Origin of the sequence: Jejuia pallidilutea, from assembly GCF_002973595.1 — a bacterium.
Taxonomy (GTDB): Bacteria; Bacteroidota; Bacteroidia; order Flavobacteriales; family Flavobacteriaceae; genus Jejuia; species Jejuia pallidilutea.
In genome coordinates this window covers 374,433-390,023 of the sequence record NZ_PVEO01000003.1, presented here as the reverse complement: position 1 = coordinate 390,023, position 15,591 = coordinate 374,433, and the positions used below count along the sequence as shown (strand labels likewise).

The following is a 15,591-nucleotide window of genomic DNA, read 5'->3' as shown; positions in this document are numbered from 1 at the left end:
TTTTTGTTACTTGTAGTTCTCAAAAATACTACTTAAAATATAAAATATGCCTTTAGTAACACCATTATCTGCAAACCACGATTTAGAAACGAAGGAACTCGCAAAGTTCTTCAATGAAACCTTGGGGTTTTGCCCAAACTCAGTTTTAACCATGCAACGGCGACCTGCCATTAGTAAAGCATTTATTAATTTGAACAAAGCTGTAATGGCAAACCAGGGGCGCGTAACCTCAGCCTTAAAGCGTATGATTGCTTGGGTAAGTAGTAATGCTACTGGTTGCCGTTATTGTCAAGCCCATGCTATTCGTGCTGCAGAACGTTATGGTGCCGAACAGGAACAACTGGATAACATTTGGGAATACAGAACACATCCTGCGTTTAGCGAAGCAGAACGTGCTGCTTTAGACTTTAGTTTAGCAGCTTCTCAAGTGCCTAATGCAGTGGATGAAAGTATTAAAAAACGCCTTTACGAGCATTGGGATGAAGGTGAAATTGTTGAAATGCTGGGTGTAATTTCACTATTTGGGTATTTGAATAGATGGAACGACTCCATGGGAACTAGTATTGAAGATGGCGCTGTAGAAAGCGGTGAACAGTATTTAGGAAAACATGGCTGGGAGAAGGGGAAGCATGGTTAATTCCTACGGAAGTAGGAATCTCATGATGATTATCTATTTTTAATTAGCCACTAATACCGAATAATTTATTTTAAAACCTTTCCAGAAATGGAGAGTTTTTTTGCATAGGCAAATAGGGTTTAATTTCATGTCTTAAACGAATCCAATAAGAGCAATTATTTTCGTTTTCAAATCATTAGATATTATGAAAATGAAAAATAGAATTGAATTCAAACTAGAGTTTTTAGGTATAGATGTAAAAGCCAAAATCCCGCTCAAAGGTTTAATTCAAATAGTTTCACTGTTTAAAATTTCGAAAATGTTTGAATGGATTAAAAACCTATTTGATTAAATCTTGAATTCGATCCCTCAACTCCGGCAATACCTCCACCTTAAACCAAGGATTTTTAGTCAGCCAAAACCTATTTCTGGGCGATGGGTGCGGTAATGCCAAATATTTAGGTAAATAGTCTTTAAAATTAGCAACTGTTTCGGTTAAAGTGTTCTTCGCTTGTTTACCTAGGTAATAGTTTTGGGCATACATCCCTATTAAAATTACCAATTCCACATGTTTTAATTCATCAAATAATGGTTTGTGCCATTGTGGTGCACATTCTGGTCGTGGTGGTAAATCGCCGCTTTTACCTTTGCCCGGGTAGCAAAACCCCATAGGGATAATGGCAAACTTTTTTTCGTTGTAAAATTGTGAATTTGTTACTTCTAACCATTTCCGTAATTGCTTCCCACTGGCATCGTCCCAAGGAATGCCCGATGCATGTACTTTTGTTCCTGGGGCTTGACCAATAATAACTATTTTTGACTTCGGGTGTGCTGCAACTATAGGTCGTGGACCAAGCGGTAAATGTGCTTTACAGATGGTGCATTGTTTTATGTTACGTAACAAATGTTCCAATAGCTATTGTTTAAGGTCTTTACACACCAAAAAAACTTCGGGACAATATTCCTAAACCTTATTTTTTCTTTAAAGGCTCATCTTCAAAACTTAAACCTTCAAAACCTGTTTTTATAAAGTTTCTAATGTTTTGGTGTCCGTCGCCTTTTGGGTTTTTTAAAACATCTTCAAAATAAAAAGCACCAAAACAGGCTAAAGTTTCTTCTTTAGAAAACCCTTGCGCTTTTGCAAACGCAAATAGCTTACAGGATCCTGAGTTTTCTCCTTTGGCGTTTTCTAAAGTTCCGTTTTTAAAAGCTGTTGGTGTAAACTCATAGTTTTGGTCTACAATATTCATGGTTTCAGAAAACTCTACTTGCTCTGGGGTGTTTTTTAGTTTTGTTATAAATGACGCTATATTCATACCTATCGTAAAGTGTTTTAAAAAAAAATTAATCTTTAACTTAAAGTGTTATTTTTTAATAAACACTTTTTATGGTTTCCCTCCCACTACAATAACAATTTCGCCTTTGGGCGGTTTATTCGTATAGTGTGCCAAGACCTCTTTTGCTGTACCACGAATGGTTTCTTCGTATAGTTTGGTTAGCTCTCGAGATACTGAAACGGGCCTGTCCTCGCCAAAATATTCACAAAAATGGCCTAAGGTTTTGATGAGTTTATGCGGACTTTCATAAAAAATCATTGTTCTGGTTTCTTCAGCTAAAGAAAGTAATCGGGTTTGTCTGCCTTTTTTAACGGGGAGAAAACCTTCAAAAACAAATTTATCGTTTGGTAATCCAGAGTTTACTAAAGCAGGCACAAATGCAGTTGCGCCTGGTAGGCAATCTACTTCAATATTGTTTTCTATACAGGCACGCGAGAGTAAAAACCCAGGATCGGAAATAGCAGGTGTACCAGCATCGCTAATTAAAGCCACAGTAGTGCCAGTTTTTAACTTTTGTATGATGTGTTCTACCGTTTTATGCTCGTTATGCATATGGTGCGATTGCATGTGGGTAGTAATTTCGAAATGTTTTAGGAGTTTTCCTGAGGTTCGAGTGTCTTCGGCTAGAATTAAATCGACTTCTTTTAAAACTTCAATGGCTCTAAATGTGATGTCTTTTAAATTTCCAATGGGTGTGGGAACGATATAAAGTTTACTCATGTGTTAGTGATTGAAGTGGCATCCTTTTTTGAGGCACGATAAAAAGATATAACGGAAAGCACGACCGCGCCTTTTCTTAGGCGTGGTAACACCCAAATATTAACTAAATTTAGCTTCAATTATTTCAATAAAACGTTCTTCAAACTCCTCTTTACCTTGCCATTGGTTATAATCTGGTTTTACAATAGTTTCAATAAATCTATTGGCATCTTCAAAAGATTGTATGGTATTTAATTGAGAAATTACACGATCGTAATCGGTAGTATTGCCATCAAATAAGTGCTTAATAAAAGCTATTTTATCGTTTAGCCCAATATTTAGTCCACCACGTTTAATGCGGTCGTTTAACGATTTTTTTTCTTGTCCGTTTTTAGTTTGCTGTTTAGAAACAGGCTCAAAAACAGGTAAATCCTTAAAGTCTGCCGTTAAATCTTCTAATTCTCCTTTGTGGCTTTCTTCTTTAGGCACAATAGATTCTATAATTGCATCTACTTCATCCTGCTCTGTTTGCTCTGGCATAAAGGCTACCATATCCTTAATTTTGTTCATAACAGGCTCAGAAATATCATCGTGTTCTACATCATCAAGGTTTATGTATATTTTATCCTCAACCTCTATAGTATCGCTTATTTTATTGTTAAAAGCAGTATCTAACATATCGAAAAAGGAAGAATTATTACCAATAGTTGGAATATCGTCTTCAAAATTTTCATGGGCAAATTTTAGAACCGACAGCTTTTCATAAAGCATACGCGCTTCATCATGCATCTTTAAAACATCTTCCTTACCTTTTAGTTTAAGAATTCTGTGAGCAATACTTATCAAATCAGATTCTAGTTTCTTCTTCATATCGATACAATTTTAAAAATTAATGCGTTTTACAGTTTTGATTTTAATAAATTTACGCCACCTTTATAAAAACGGAGCATAACACCGTTTTAGTGCTAAAATTACAAAATGTTTCTCGAAAATACAGTAAATCATAAAGAACAATTTGGATGGATTGAGGTAATCTGTGGCTCGATGTTTTCTGGTAAGACCGAAGAACTTATTAGACGATTAAAACGTGCACAATTTGCAAAACAAAAGGTTGAGATTTTTAAACCTACCGTAGATGTGCGCTACGATGAAGATATGGTAGTAAGCCATGACGAAAACCAAATTCGCTCTACACCTGTACCTGCTGCGGCAAACATTCCTATTTTGGCCGACGGTTGTGATGTGGTAGGTATAGACGAAGCCCAATTTTTCGATGACGAAATAGTTCGTGTTTGTAACGATTTGGCCAATAAAGGCGTACGTGTTATTGTAGCTGGGTTAGATATGGACTTTAAAGGCAATCCTTTTGGGCCTATGCCAAATTTAATGGCAACTGCTGAATACGTTACCAAAGTGCACGCCGTATGTACCAGAACTGGTAATTTAGCGCAATACAGCTATAGAAAATCTAAAAACGACGATATTGTAATGCTAGGTGAAGTAGATGAATACGAACCTTTAAGTAGAGCTGCATATTACAAAGCTACCATGAGCGAAAAGATTAAAACCATGAAGGTTGAAGATGTAGAGAATGTGACTTCTAAAGAAAAGAAACCCTAATGCCTAAAGTACAAGAAACCATTCTTGAAATAGATTTAAAAGCGCTTAAACACAATTTTGAGTATTTAAAATCGAAGTTAAAAAACGGCACACAATTTTTAGCCGTTGTTAAAGCATTTGCTTACGGCAACGATGCTGAGGAAATTGCTACATATTTACAGAACTTAAACATAGACTATTTTGCAGTAGCCTACGCCAACGAAGGTGCTGCACTAAGAAAAGCTGGTGTTACCAAACCCATTTTAGTGTTACATACTTTGGCCGTAAATTTTGATGTTATTCTTAAAAATTGTTTAGAACCCAGCCTCTATAATGCTAAGATTTTAAGTGAATTTATTGATTTTTCTGAAAATGAAAACCAAAAAGCATATCCTATTCACATAAAATTTAATACTGGTTTAAACCGATTAGGGTTTAGCGAAAGTGATTCGGGCTATATTGTTGAAAAAATAAAAACCACACAAAGTATTAAGGTAAAATCGCTCTTTTCGCATTTAGCAGCCAGTGAAGATTTAAACGAAAAAGCGTTTACCTTAAACCAAATACATAGCTTTAAAAGCATTGCAAACAACTTCTCTAAAGCTATTGGGTACCAACCTATATTGCATATGAGCAATACTTCTGGGGTTTTAAATTACCCCGAAGCGCATCTAGACATGGTACGTTGTGGTATTGGCTTGTACGGTTTTGGAAATTCTAAAAAAGAGAGCGCCAACTTAAAACCTATTGCAAGTTTAAAAACTGTAATTTCCCAGATTCACCACATTAAAAAAGGAGCTTCTGTGGGATATAATCGTGCTTTTAAAAATAAAGATACTCTTATAAAAACAGCAACTTTACCTTTAGGACATGCTGATGGTATTAGCAGAATTTACGGAAACAATAAAGGTTTTGTAACCATAAACGGGAAAAAAGCACCCATAATTGGCAATGTTTGTATGGATATGATTATGGTAAATATTACTCATATAGACTGTGAGGAAGGTGACGAGGTTACAGTATTTGATGGTAAAACCACTACAGCCGAAGTGCTGGCCGAAGGTGCAGGTACTATTTCTTATGAATTAATAACAGGAATCTCGCAACGTGTAAAACGGGTAATTTTAAAATAATATTACTTAAAATTTAAAACTACATCTTATAAATCCAACTTGCAGGATTCTCGGTTTGTGCATCTTTAAAAATCGAAAAATTTAAAATGGTATCGCCTTCTATACTAGTAGATACTTCTCCAATTACATCTTTTGTTTTAACCTTGTCGCCTTCTTTTACATAAACTTTTGATAGGTTTTTATATACCGTAATGTAATTTCCGTGCTTAATCATCACCATAGGGTTAGAGTTTCTAATGGCGGCCACCCTAATAACCGTGCCGTTAAATACAACTCTTGCCTTGGCATTTTTTTCGGTAGTAATTAATACGCCGTTACGTTGCACCGTAAGCGATCTGTCTATTAACGAAGGTTGTTTACCATAACGCGCTTTTACAAAGCCTTTTTCTACTGGCCAAGGAAGTTTACCTTTATTAGATACAAAATTGCTAGCTAACACCTTTTCCTCAGCTGTTAAAGCAAAACTAGAACTGCTAGAGCTGCTTGTGTTTTTATTAGATTTTGCTATTTCTGCCCTTACAATACGCTCTATTTCTCTATCAATTCTGGCCGCTTCCTGTTGTTTTGCTTTTATTTGCGAGGTGTATTTGCTTAAGTCTTTCCTTATCGATGCCATTATGCTGCGGTGTTGGGCGCGCTCCTTTTCTAAAGTATTTTGGGTCTTTTTATTTTCGGCAATTAGCTTTTGTTTCTCCTCTTTTTGGACTAATAGATTCTGATTAATTTGCTGTAATTCGGCAGTTTTCGCTTTAATGGTTTCGCCTTGTTCTTTTTGGTGATTTGCGTACTGTTTCATATACTGCAAACGTTTGTAAGCCTGTTTAAAATTGTTTGAAGATAGTAAAAACATAATTCGGCTTTGTTGGTTTTTACTCTTGTAGGACTTAACAATCATAGCTGCATAATCTTCTTTAAGTAACTTTAATTCCTCCCGAAGATCATCTATTTTCTTTTGGTTGTTATTAATTTCGTGTGTTAATAAATTGGCCTGTTGATTGGTAACCTTTATTAAATTATTTAGTACGCTTATTTTATAGTTAAAATCTTCAATTAACGAGAGTTGGGATTTTTCCTTAGATTTATTTTCGGCACGTAACGCATTTATTTTTTCTATCTCTCTACGTAATTCTTGTCGGCGCGTTTCTAGCTGTTTTTGCTTATTGCTTTGCGCCAATATATCGTTACTCCCCAAAACAACGAGCAATACAAACAAGAATTTACAAATGTGGTTAATATTGTGCATTATAATTCTACCTTCTTAAATCCTGATGGAATTTTAAACGGAAATCTAAGATCTTCATTTAATGTTACCGATTTAAACTCTAATTCAGCAATCATTTCAGAAGCGCCCTCAACAGCTATTACTTTTACATGCTCTGGCAACACCTGATTGTCAATTTCCTGATGTGCCAAATAATCGATTTGTAAATGTCTCTGCTGTGCAATTTGTGATAATTGTTGTGATGTTACTTTATAAAGTGATGGGTTTAAAAGAAAAAATATTTCAAACAATTCTCGTTGGTTTTGGGGTTGTAACACATAATTGCCTTGATGAACTGAAACATTATAGGTTTCATCTTTTAAATTGAATAATGCTTCACCTAAAATAATGTTTTGTACTTTATTAAAATCTAACTCGGTACCTAACAATTTACTGAAATACTGAAAATCTCCTTCAAAATAAGTATTGTCTAATTTATTGTAAAACGCCACACTTTCAGGAGTAATTTTTGCCCTAATAATGCCAAACGTAGCACTCATCCAGAGTACTTTATCTTTTTCCATTCTGTAATTTACCGTATGCGACTGCTTTTTTTCACCTTCAGAATATGTTATTTTTAATTTAGATTGAAGGGTTTTAAAATTGGGGGATGTCTTAGCATTTTCTCTAATTAATTGTTTCGCCGATAGTTTTAAATTAGTATTATCTCCGGTAATAGTTTTTGAAGATTTACAACCTGTAAAACCCAAAAAAAATAGTAATGAAACTAATGGTATGTAGTGTTTATATGTCAAAATTTGAGGTTTTTTAAATATCACAATCAAGATTTAAGTGCATTTGCCTTATCCCTAAACGTTTTTGCTTTTGCCGTATTGTTTAACACCTCATAAGCTTTGGCTAATTCATTATAAAAATCGGCCTCTATTTTCGTGTCGTCAACAATCCAATCTAAACCAGCTTCTAAAGCTATTATAGCATCTTTGGGCTTTTGTAATTCGTTTAGTGCCACTCCATGTAATAAATAACATAAGGGTTGTGCAGGATATTTTTCAATGGCAGCTTCACTTTTTGTTTTAGCAACATCAAACTGTTTTAAATCAATATGCAACAGCAGTATGTTTTTTAATATTGTAAAGTTGTCCCCATCTAATTTTAATGCTTCTTGAAAGTATTTCAGAGCATTCTGTTTATCGCCTTTATTAAGATAGTACATTCCTAAATCTACCAATGTATTTGCATCGGTTGTACCATCCAATAACGCGGTAGCTTCTAATAAGTCATCCTCATATTTAGGGTGTAGCTTCACAAAATTTACAAAATCTGATAATACTTTTAACTTCGCATCGGGTTTAATATCGTTACTCTGCACAACAATTTTCATAGATTTTATCGCTTCATCGGTGTTGTTCTTATCTAAATAAAACTTATAAAGTGCTAGGTGTACTACTTGAGAATTTGGTTTAATTTTAAGTAATTCCTGTGCTGTTTCAAAGGCTTTCTCTTTTTGTCCCTGTTCGCTGTATCGGTAAATTAACGCTAAATAATTAGATTCGTTTTTTGGATTTTTGTCTACCCTAGACTCTAAGTTTTCAATTTGTTCTTTAGTTCTTCCAGTAGCTTTATAAATTCTATTTCTTAAAACATCTCTAGCTGCCGAAATACCAAATGAAGCATCTAACTCATCTAAAATTTCTAGAGCATCATCATATTTTTCCATTTGTACATAAAGCGTAGCCAAATCTTCTTTGTAATCTGGATGGTACTCTACCAACTGCTTTACTGTTTTAAGCGCCTTATTTAAGTTGTTTTGAGACACATAATACCCGTAGAGTTCGTCTAAATACCATTCGTTATCTGGTGCTTTATTAACAGCTTCTTTTAAAGCGTCTTCTGCAGCGCCAAAATTCTTAAGTTTCATATAGTTTTTACCCAGCTCAAAATATAAAACTGCAGACGATTTATCTATTTCTATACACTTTAAAAGTGCTTCAGCTGCTTTATCATAATTCTCAATACCTTTTTGTTTTAAGGCCTCGAAAAACAACTCTTGAAATTGGTCTTCAACAATACCTAAATCGTCATCTGGTTTATTATTGAAATCTACTTGGGCATAGTTTACCTGCGGAATACATAACATTCCAAAGAAAACACATAATATGTAGCAGTTTTTTTTCATTAATTTTTATTTGGGCGTTACCTTCGCTCATACCCACAAGGTTAACGCTTCGACTTCGCTCAGCGTAAAAAACCTTGCAGGATCGCTTCGGTCGGGCTTTCACTAGTCGCTCCTCCTTAGGTCGGGAGCTCCAACATGCCGTTCAATCCCTAACGCAACTTTCTGCCAACACCCGGTTTACAGATACTTTTTACTCTTTTCTGCGAAAAAGATTCCTGTTGTCAAAGAAATTTATTCTAATTCCGAATAATCGCCTATGCTTATACTTGTAAAGTCACCATTATACTTTACATGATTTCCAATCATAGCTTTATCTAAATTAGCGTTTTTAATTTCTGTACAGGTTTGAATTAAACTATTTTTAACAGTAGAGTTTTCAATAACCGTACCATTTCCAACGGAAACAAAAGGCCCTATAGTAGTATTTTTTAATACTACATTTTCGCCAACAAAACACGGCTCTATAATATTAGAGTTCTCTAATTTTACAGACGTGGCTACTAATTGCTCTTCACCATCGGCTTTTAAAAACCCTAGCATACGCTGGTTGGTTTCTATGGTAATAGCTTTGTTACCACAGTCCATCCATTCGTCTACAGTGCCTGTTTTAAATATTTTGCCATCGGCCATCATGCGCTTAATACCATCGTTAATTTGGTATTCGCCACCGTTTGTGATATTTTCATCCAGTATTTCTTGTAGTTTTCCTTTTAAAACGGCAACATCTTTAAAATAATAGATACCAATTACTGCTTGGTCGCTTACAAAGGTTTCAGGTTTTTCAACTAACTCAACAATTTCATCATTGCTATTCAGTTTAACTACACCATAAGCCTCGGGGTTGTCTACTTGTTTTGTCCAAATTACACTATCAGCAGTTGAATCTAGGTCAAATTCTGCACGTATTAATGTATCTGCATAGGCAATTACCGCAGGCCCAGACAGAGATGGTTTTGCGCACATAATGGCATGTCCTGTCCCTAAGGGCTTGTCTTGTCTGTAAATCGATGCTTTTGCACCCAAGCTATTAGCCAAATCTTCTAGTTTAGAAACTACAGCATCATCAAACCAAGCAGGATCGCCCAAAACAAAGGCAATTTCTTCAATAGGTTGCTTTAGTACTTTAGCAATATCTTTTACCAACCGATGTACTATTGGCTGGCCCGCAACTGGAATTAACGGTTTTGGTACGGTTAAACTATGTGGGCGCAATCGAGATCCTCGACCTGCCATTGGTACTATTATTTTCATACTTACTACCCGCGAAAGCGGGTATCTCTTTTTAGTTAAACTTTATTTTAATCTCGTAATTTATTATAATTTAGATTCCAATTGATACTTAAATCTAACCAACTAGAATTCATATCCTCAATCAGTTCTATCTTCCAATCTCTTTTCCATTTCTTAAATCGTTTTTCTCTAACAACTGCTTCCTCTCCATTTTCAAACTCTTCAAAGTAAACCAATTTATCACAATTATACTTTGCTGTAAATGATTTAGGATATACTTTTAATTTATGCTCCTTTATTCTTTCTTCAATATTATCCGTTATCCCAATATACAAAACACCGTTTGGCTTATTTGTCATGATGTAGACATACCAATATTTCATGCTTATCGACTAATAGATTCCTGCTTTCGCAGGAATTTATTTAACTCCCGTACTTCCAAAACCGCCTTCACCTCTATCGGTTTCAGAAAGCGTTTCTACCTCAACCCATTCTGCACGCTCATGTTTAGCGATAACTAACTGTGCAATACGCTCTCCGTTTTGAATGGTAAAATCTTCGTTTGAAAGATTTACTAAAATAACACCAATTTCTCCTCTGTAATCGGCATCAATAGTGCCTGGGGCATTTAATACTGTAATGCCTTTTTTTGCCGCTAAACCACTTCTGGGGCGTACTTGGGCTTCAATACCTACTGGCAACTCAATAAATAAACCAGTGCCTACTATACTGCGTTCTAATGGCTTTAAAACTCTATCTTCTGATATATGCGCGCGTAAATCCATTCCTGCAGAAGCAATGGTTTCGTAATGAGGTAAATCGTGACTGGATTTGTTTATAATCTTTATTTTCATCTTATTTTTTTAATAATTGTTTTATCTCTTTCTTTTCAGAAAAGTATACAATTCCCAAAAATACTAAAACTAAACCTGTTGAAATATAATAGTTCCCCCTAAAAGTATCAACGAAAGCTATTAAACTAAATACAGAGGCTATTGTTAAATATAGAGCCACACTTTTTACATCATATGGTACTTTATAATATTTTTTTCCTATTACATAAGAAACAAGCATCATGCTTCCGTAAGCCGCTAGGGTTGCCCAAGCTGAGGCCATAAAACCAATAATTGGTATCATTATAAGATTAAATATTATGGTTATAACGGCTCCAAAAATAGAAATATACATGCCATAAAGTGTCCTGTCTGTAAGCTTGTACCATACAGAAAGGTTATTGTAAATACCAAGGCATAAATTGGCCAAAAGAATGATGGGCACAATCTTTAAAGCTTCAAAATATTCATCCTTACCAAGTAATATTTGGGCAAACAAATCGATGTAACAAACAATAACCAACATAAATACCGTGCCTAAAACAGTAAACCATTTAAGGATTGTTGCATAATTGTTTTTCGCATTTTTCTCTTTTGCATGGTTAAAGAAAAAGGGTTCTGCCCCAAGCCTAAAGGCCATAATGTAAAGCGTCATGAAAACACCTAATTTGTAACATGCTGCATAAATTCCCATTTCTTTATTACCAACTAAATCCCCTAACAACAATTTGTCTATATTCTCATTGGTAACGTATGCTAAACTTCCAATCATAATAGGCAATCCGTAAGCAAGTAATCGTTTTAAAATAGTTGTGTTTATGTGCCATTTAATTTTTAGTATAATTGGTAAAAGAAGTACTAACGTTGTGAAACTAGCCATAACATTAGCTAAGAAAATATAAATAACCTGTGGTTCTCCAGCGTTATAAAATCTAAAAGACTCTGGCAAAATAGCATCTGCCACGTAACCTTTTGGAATTATCCATAAAAACAGAACATTTAGAACAGCAAAAACCATGATGTTTAAAACCTTTATGCTAGTAAACTTAATTGGCTTATTGGTTACACGTAAATAAGCAAAAGGTATTACTACAATGGTATCTAAAAAAACGGTCCAAATTAATATTTTAACATGTAGTACATCTTCAAACCCGAATAATGATGTAATATTTTGAGCGTTTAATAAGGCTATAATTAAAAAGAGGGTTGTGGTAATTAATAAAACAATAAACGATGTTGATATAACCTTCCCTTTTTCTTGTTCCTTACTAAAAAAACGGAAAAAAGCAGTTTCTAAGCCGTAGGTAAGTAATGCGTTAAGATAAGCAGCATAAACATAATAATCTGTATTTATAGCATAGCGTTCTGCACCAAATACACTTGTATGCAGTTTTACCAAGCCAATATTAATTGCCCTTGGCAAAATAGCAGCTATACCGTAAATAATAGTGTCCTTAAAGAACTTCTTAAGTGTGCTCAAAAACTCGTTTTTTATAGTGCTAAAAGTACGTTTTTAGAAAACGTAAACCAAAAGACCTCACAGGTTTTGGAAACCTGTGAGGTCTTGTATATTTTTATAATGAAATGCTTAGGCCCGAAGTCTCGTTTCGGTTCTTAATAGCAAACTATTAATTATTTAAAGCTTCCGCTCCACCAACAATCTCAAGGATTTCATTAGTAATGGCTGCTTGTCGTGCTTTGTTGTATGTTAATTTTAGCTGATCTCTAAGCTCTGTAGCGTTATCTGTTGCTTTGTGCATAGCAGTCATACGTGCACCATGTTCTGAAGCAAAAGAGTCCCTAACACCCTTGTATAATTGTGTTTTGAGTGACTTTGGAATTAATTGCTCTACGATTTCAACTTTTGATGGTTCAAAAATATAATCTGCATTATTAACAGCTTCGCCCTCAATAGGAACAATTGGTAAAAATTGCTCCGTCATTACTATCTGGGTTGCTGCATTTTTAAACTTATTGTATACAATCTCTATCTTGTCAAACTCTTCAGCTACAAATCTATTCATTAAATCTTGAGCTATAGCCGCTACATTATCAAAGGTTAAATCATCAAAAACATCACTATGATTTGCTATAACCTTATTTGATTTCTTAAATGCATCGTTTGCCTTTTTACCTATTGCTAGATAAGAAACATCTTTATTGGCATAAGTTTCAGAAGTCAATTTATTAACTTCTTTAATGATATTTGAATTAAAAGCACCTGCTAAACCTCTATTTGAAGTAATCGCAACTATTAATACTTTTTTAACCTCGCGCTGTGTAGAAAATTTGCTTCCAGAATCGGCGTCTAAAGTTGCACTAAGGCTTTGTAAAAGCTCAGTTAATTTATCTGCGTAAGGACGCATTGCCGTAATAGCATCTTGTGCCTTCTTTAGTTTTGCAGCCGATACCATTTTCATGGCACTGGTAATCTGCATTGTTGAAGATACCGATGTTATTCTGTTGCGTATTTCTTTTAAGTTTGCCATACTCTCTTTTTGTCATTCCGTAGTTGATACGGAATCTATTTTAATTGGACTTTAAATTATGAGATTCCTGCCTTCGCAGGAATGACAATCATATTAATACTTTCCTGATAAATCCTTAGCTACAGCAGTTAATGTGTCTGTAACTTCATCAGTTAATTTCCCAGATTTTAATGTATCTAAAACATCTCTATGCTTAGCATTTAAAAATTCTATAAAATCTGCTTCAAATTCTTTTACTTTATCTACAGGTACATTTTTTAATAAGTTTTTAGAACCTGCGTAGATAATTGCAATTTGATTTTCAACAGTAAACGGATCGTTTTGAGCTTGCTTTAAAATTTCTACGTTACGTTTACCCTTTTCAATTACATTTAGCGTTACTGCATCTAAGTCTGATCCAAACTTTGCGAAAGCTTCTAACTCACGGAATTGTGCTTGATCTAGTTTTAGTGTACCAGCAACTTTTTTCATGGATTTAATCTGTGCGTTACCACCAACACGAGATACCGAGATACCTACGTTAATTGCTGGACGAACACCAGAGTTAAATAAATCGCCATCTAAGAATATTTGTCCGTCTGTAATCGAAATTACATTTGTTGGAATATATGCCGAAACGTCTCCTGCTTGGGTTTCAATAATAGGTAAAGCTGTTAAAGAACCGCCACCTTTTACCATAGGCCTTAAAGCTTCTGGTAAGTCGTTCATATCTTTAGCAATAGAATCATCGTTAATTACTTTAGCTGAACGCTCTAATAAACGCGAGTGTAAGTAGAAAACGTCTCCAGGATAAGCCTCACGTCCTGGTGGACGACGTAACAATAACGATACCTCACGGTATGCAACCGCTTGTTTAGATAAATCGTCATAAATAATTAATGCTGGACGACCCGTATCTCTAAAATACTCACCAATTGCAGCACCTGCCATTGGCGCATATACTTGCATAGGTGCAGGATCAGATGCGTTTGCTGCTACTATAGTTGTATAAGCTAATGCACCTCTATCTTCTAAAGTTTTTGCAATGTTTGCAACAGTTGATGCTTTTTGACCAACGGCTACATATATACAGTATACAGGCTCGCCTGCATCGTAAAATTCTTTTTGATTTAAGATAGTATCGATACAAACCGTTGTTTTACCAGTTTGACGGTCACCAATAACCAACTCACGTTGCCCACGACCTACAGGGATCATGGCATCGATAGATTTAATACCTGTTTGTAATGGCTCGGTTACTGGCTCACGGAAAATTACCCCTGGTGCTTTACGCTCTAATGGCATTTCATAAGTTTCGCCAGAAATTGGCCCTTTACCGTCAATTGGGTTTCCTAAAGTATCAACCACACGACCAACAATGCCTTCGCCTACATTAATAGAAGCAATACGTCCTGTACGCTTTACGGTAGAGCCTTCACTAACTCCTACTGAAGCACCTAAAAGTACAATACCAACGTTGTCTTCTTCTAGGTTAAGTACAATTCCTTCTAATCCGCCATCAAACTCTACTAACTCACCATATTGTGCGTTAGACAATCCATAAGCACGTACAATACCATCACCAACGGTAAGTACAGTTCCTACTTCATTTAACGAAGCTGAGGCTTCAAAACCTGCAAGTTGTTGTTTTAAGATTGCTGATACTTCAGCTGGTTTTACTTCTGCCATCTTATTTTAATTTAATGTAAATTCTCTTTTTAATTTATTTAGTTTATTAGAAATACTAGCATCATATTGCTTATCTCCAACTCTTAAGATGAAACCTCCTAATATGCTTTCATCTACTATACTTTTTAATTCTACAGTTTTATTAGTAAGTGCTTTTACTTTCGCTAAAACTTTAGTTTCTAATTCTTTTGTAAGAGGAACGGCTGTTGTTACTTCTGCTAGCTCTTTACCATTATGCGCATCAAATAACTCGCTGTATTTTACTGCAACATCATTTAAAATATCTATTCTCTTATTAGAAATTAATAAATTGAACAAACCGTTGCTCGTTTTGTTCAACTTGGGAAAAATAGCTAATAAGGCTGCTTTTTTTGTTTCTGTTTTAACCACAGAATTTTCAAGCATATTAGCCAAATCTTCGTTTTGTGCAATAGTATTTGCAATTAGCTTCATATCGTCGTTAACCTTATCTGCATTCTTTTCAGAAAGGGCTAAACTTAATACTGCTTTTGCGTAACGTATAGCTGCTCTTGTACCTGCCATATTTTCCAATCCTAAATTCTTTCCAAGGGAAAGGACTTGTTAAAAT

At 34.9% G+C, this 15,591-nt stretch carries 17 protein-coding genes; 3 read left to right on the top strand and 14 right to left on the bottom strand.

Annotated features, from left to right (window positions below; translation table 11 throughout):
* Positions 1-46: 46 nt before the first annotated feature.
* A complete protein-coding gene (locus CLV33_RS07760; RefSeq protein WP_105473405.1) occupies positions 47-637 on the top strand; it encodes a carboxymuconolactone decarboxylase family protein in 591 nt (196 codons plus the stop codon).
* A 319-nt stretch (positions 638-956) separates the two neighbouring features.
* On the opposite strand, the gene CLV33_RS07755 is transcribed toward CLV33_RS07760, so the two are convergent.
* The 4 genes from CLV33_RS07755 to CLV33_RS07740 form a co-directional block, all read right to left on the bottom strand.
* On the bottom strand, positions 957-1,529 hold the full coding sequence (locus tag CLV33_RS07755; RefSeq protein ID WP_105473404.1) for a uracil-DNA glycosylase family protein: 573 nt from the start codon (positions 1,527-1,529) through the stop codon (positions 957-959).
* 58 nt (positions 1,530-1,587) lie between these two features.
* Positions 1,588-1,932, bottom strand: coding sequence for a HopJ type III effector protein (locus tag CLV33_RS07750; protein WP_105473403.1), 345 nt, complete (start codon positions 1,930-1,932; stop codon positions 1,588-1,590).
* Positions 1,933-2,001: 69 nt separating this feature from the next.
* On the bottom strand, positions 2,002-2,673 hold the full coding sequence (gene rsmI / locus CLV33_RS07745) for a 16S rRNA (cytidine(1402)-2'-O)-methyltransferase (protein ID WP_105473402.1): 672 nt from the start codon (positions 2,671-2,673) through the stop codon (positions 2,002-2,004).
* Between the two features lie 99 nt (positions 2,674-2,772).
* On the bottom strand, positions 2,773-3,522 hold the full coding sequence (locus tag CLV33_RS07740) for a hypothetical protein (protein WP_042240028.1): 750 nt from the start codon (positions 3,520-3,522) through the stop codon (positions 2,773-2,775).
* Positions 3,523-3,630: 108 nt separating this feature from the next.
* Between CLV33_RS07740 and CLV33_RS07735 the strand changes: the two genes are divergently transcribed.
* Positions 3,631-4,272, top strand: coding sequence for a thymidine kinase (locus CLV33_RS07735; protein ID WP_042240031.1), 642 nt, complete (start codon positions 3,631-3,633; stop codon positions 4,270-4,272).
* On the top strand, positions 4,272-5,384 hold the full coding sequence (alr, locus tag CLV33_RS07730) for an alanine racemase (RefSeq protein WP_105473401.1): 1,113 nt from the start codon (positions 4,272-4,274) through the stop codon (positions 5,382-5,384). Before CLV33_RS07735 ends, alr begins: the two co-directional genes overlap by 1 nt.
* Before the next feature lie 19 nt (positions 5,385-5,403).
* Here the strand turns inward: alr and CLV33_RS07725 are convergent, their stop codons facing one another.
* The 10 genes from CLV33_RS07725 to atpH all read right to left on the bottom strand — a co-directional run bounded on the left by CLV33_RS07725 (position 5,404) and on the right by atpH (position 15,545).
* Positions 5,404-6,597, bottom strand: a complete 1,194-nt coding sequence (locus CLV33_RS07725; RefSeq protein WP_244906402.1) for a murein hydrolase activator EnvC family protein — start codon at positions 6,595-6,597, stop codon at positions 5,404-5,406.
* Between the two features lie 29 nt (positions 6,598-6,626).
* Positions 6,627-7,400 (bottom strand): DUF4292 domain-containing protein, encoded by a 774-nt coding sequence (locus tag CLV33_RS07720; protein WP_244906401.1) that lies wholly within the window; start codon positions 7,398-7,400, stop codon positions 6,627-6,629.
* A gap of 26 nt (positions 7,401-7,426) precedes the next feature.
* A complete protein-coding gene (locus CLV33_RS07715) occupies positions 7,427-8,782 on the bottom strand; it encodes a tetratricopeptide repeat protein (protein WP_105473399.1) in 1,356 nt (451 codons plus the stop codon).
* A 231-nt stretch (positions 8,783-9,013) separates the two neighbouring features.
* Entirely contained in the window at positions 9,014-10,033 is a 1,020-nt protein-coding gene (locus CLV33_RS07710) for a sugar phosphate nucleotidyltransferase (RefSeq protein ID WP_105473398.1), read from the bottom strand.
* 47 nt (positions 10,034-10,080) lie between these two features.
* Positions 10,081-10,395 carry a GIY-YIG nuclease family protein gene (locus CLV33_RS07705; RefSeq protein ID WP_042240044.1) on the bottom strand — a complete coding sequence of 105 codons (315 nt, stop codon included), beginning with the start codon at positions 10,393-10,395 and terminating at the stop codon, positions 10,081-10,083.
* Between the two features lie 36 nt (positions 10,396-10,431).
* On the bottom strand, positions 10,432-10,866 hold the full coding sequence (gene dut / locus CLV33_RS07700) for a dUTP diphosphatase (RefSeq protein ID WP_042240047.1): 435 nt from the start codon (positions 10,864-10,866) through the stop codon (positions 10,432-10,434).
* A 1-nt stretch (position 10,867) separates the two neighbouring features.
* Entirely contained in the window at positions 10,868-12,325 is a 1,458-nt protein-coding gene (locus tag CLV33_RS07695) for an oligosaccharide flippase family protein (protein ID WP_105473397.1), read from the bottom strand.
* 148 nt (positions 12,326-12,473) lie between these two features.
* Positions 12,474-13,334 carry an ATP synthase F1 subunit gamma gene (gene atpG / locus CLV33_RS07690; protein ID WP_042240052.1) on the bottom strand — a complete coding sequence of 287 codons (861 nt, stop codon included), beginning with the start codon at positions 13,332-13,334 and terminating at the stop codon, positions 12,474-12,476.
* A gap of 93 nt (positions 13,335-13,427) precedes the next feature.
* Positions 13,428-15,002, bottom strand: a complete 1,575-nt coding sequence (atpA, locus tag CLV33_RS07685; protein ID WP_045371637.1) for a F0F1 ATP synthase subunit alpha — start codon at positions 15,000-15,002, stop codon at positions 13,428-13,430.
* Positions 15,003-15,008: 6 nt separating this feature from the next.
* Positions 15,009-15,545 (bottom strand): ATP synthase F1 subunit delta, encoded by a 537-nt coding sequence (gene atpH / locus CLV33_RS07680; protein WP_042240650.1) that lies wholly within the window; start codon positions 15,543-15,545, stop codon positions 15,009-15,011.
* Between the last annotated feature and the right edge of the window lie 46 nt (positions 15,546-15,591).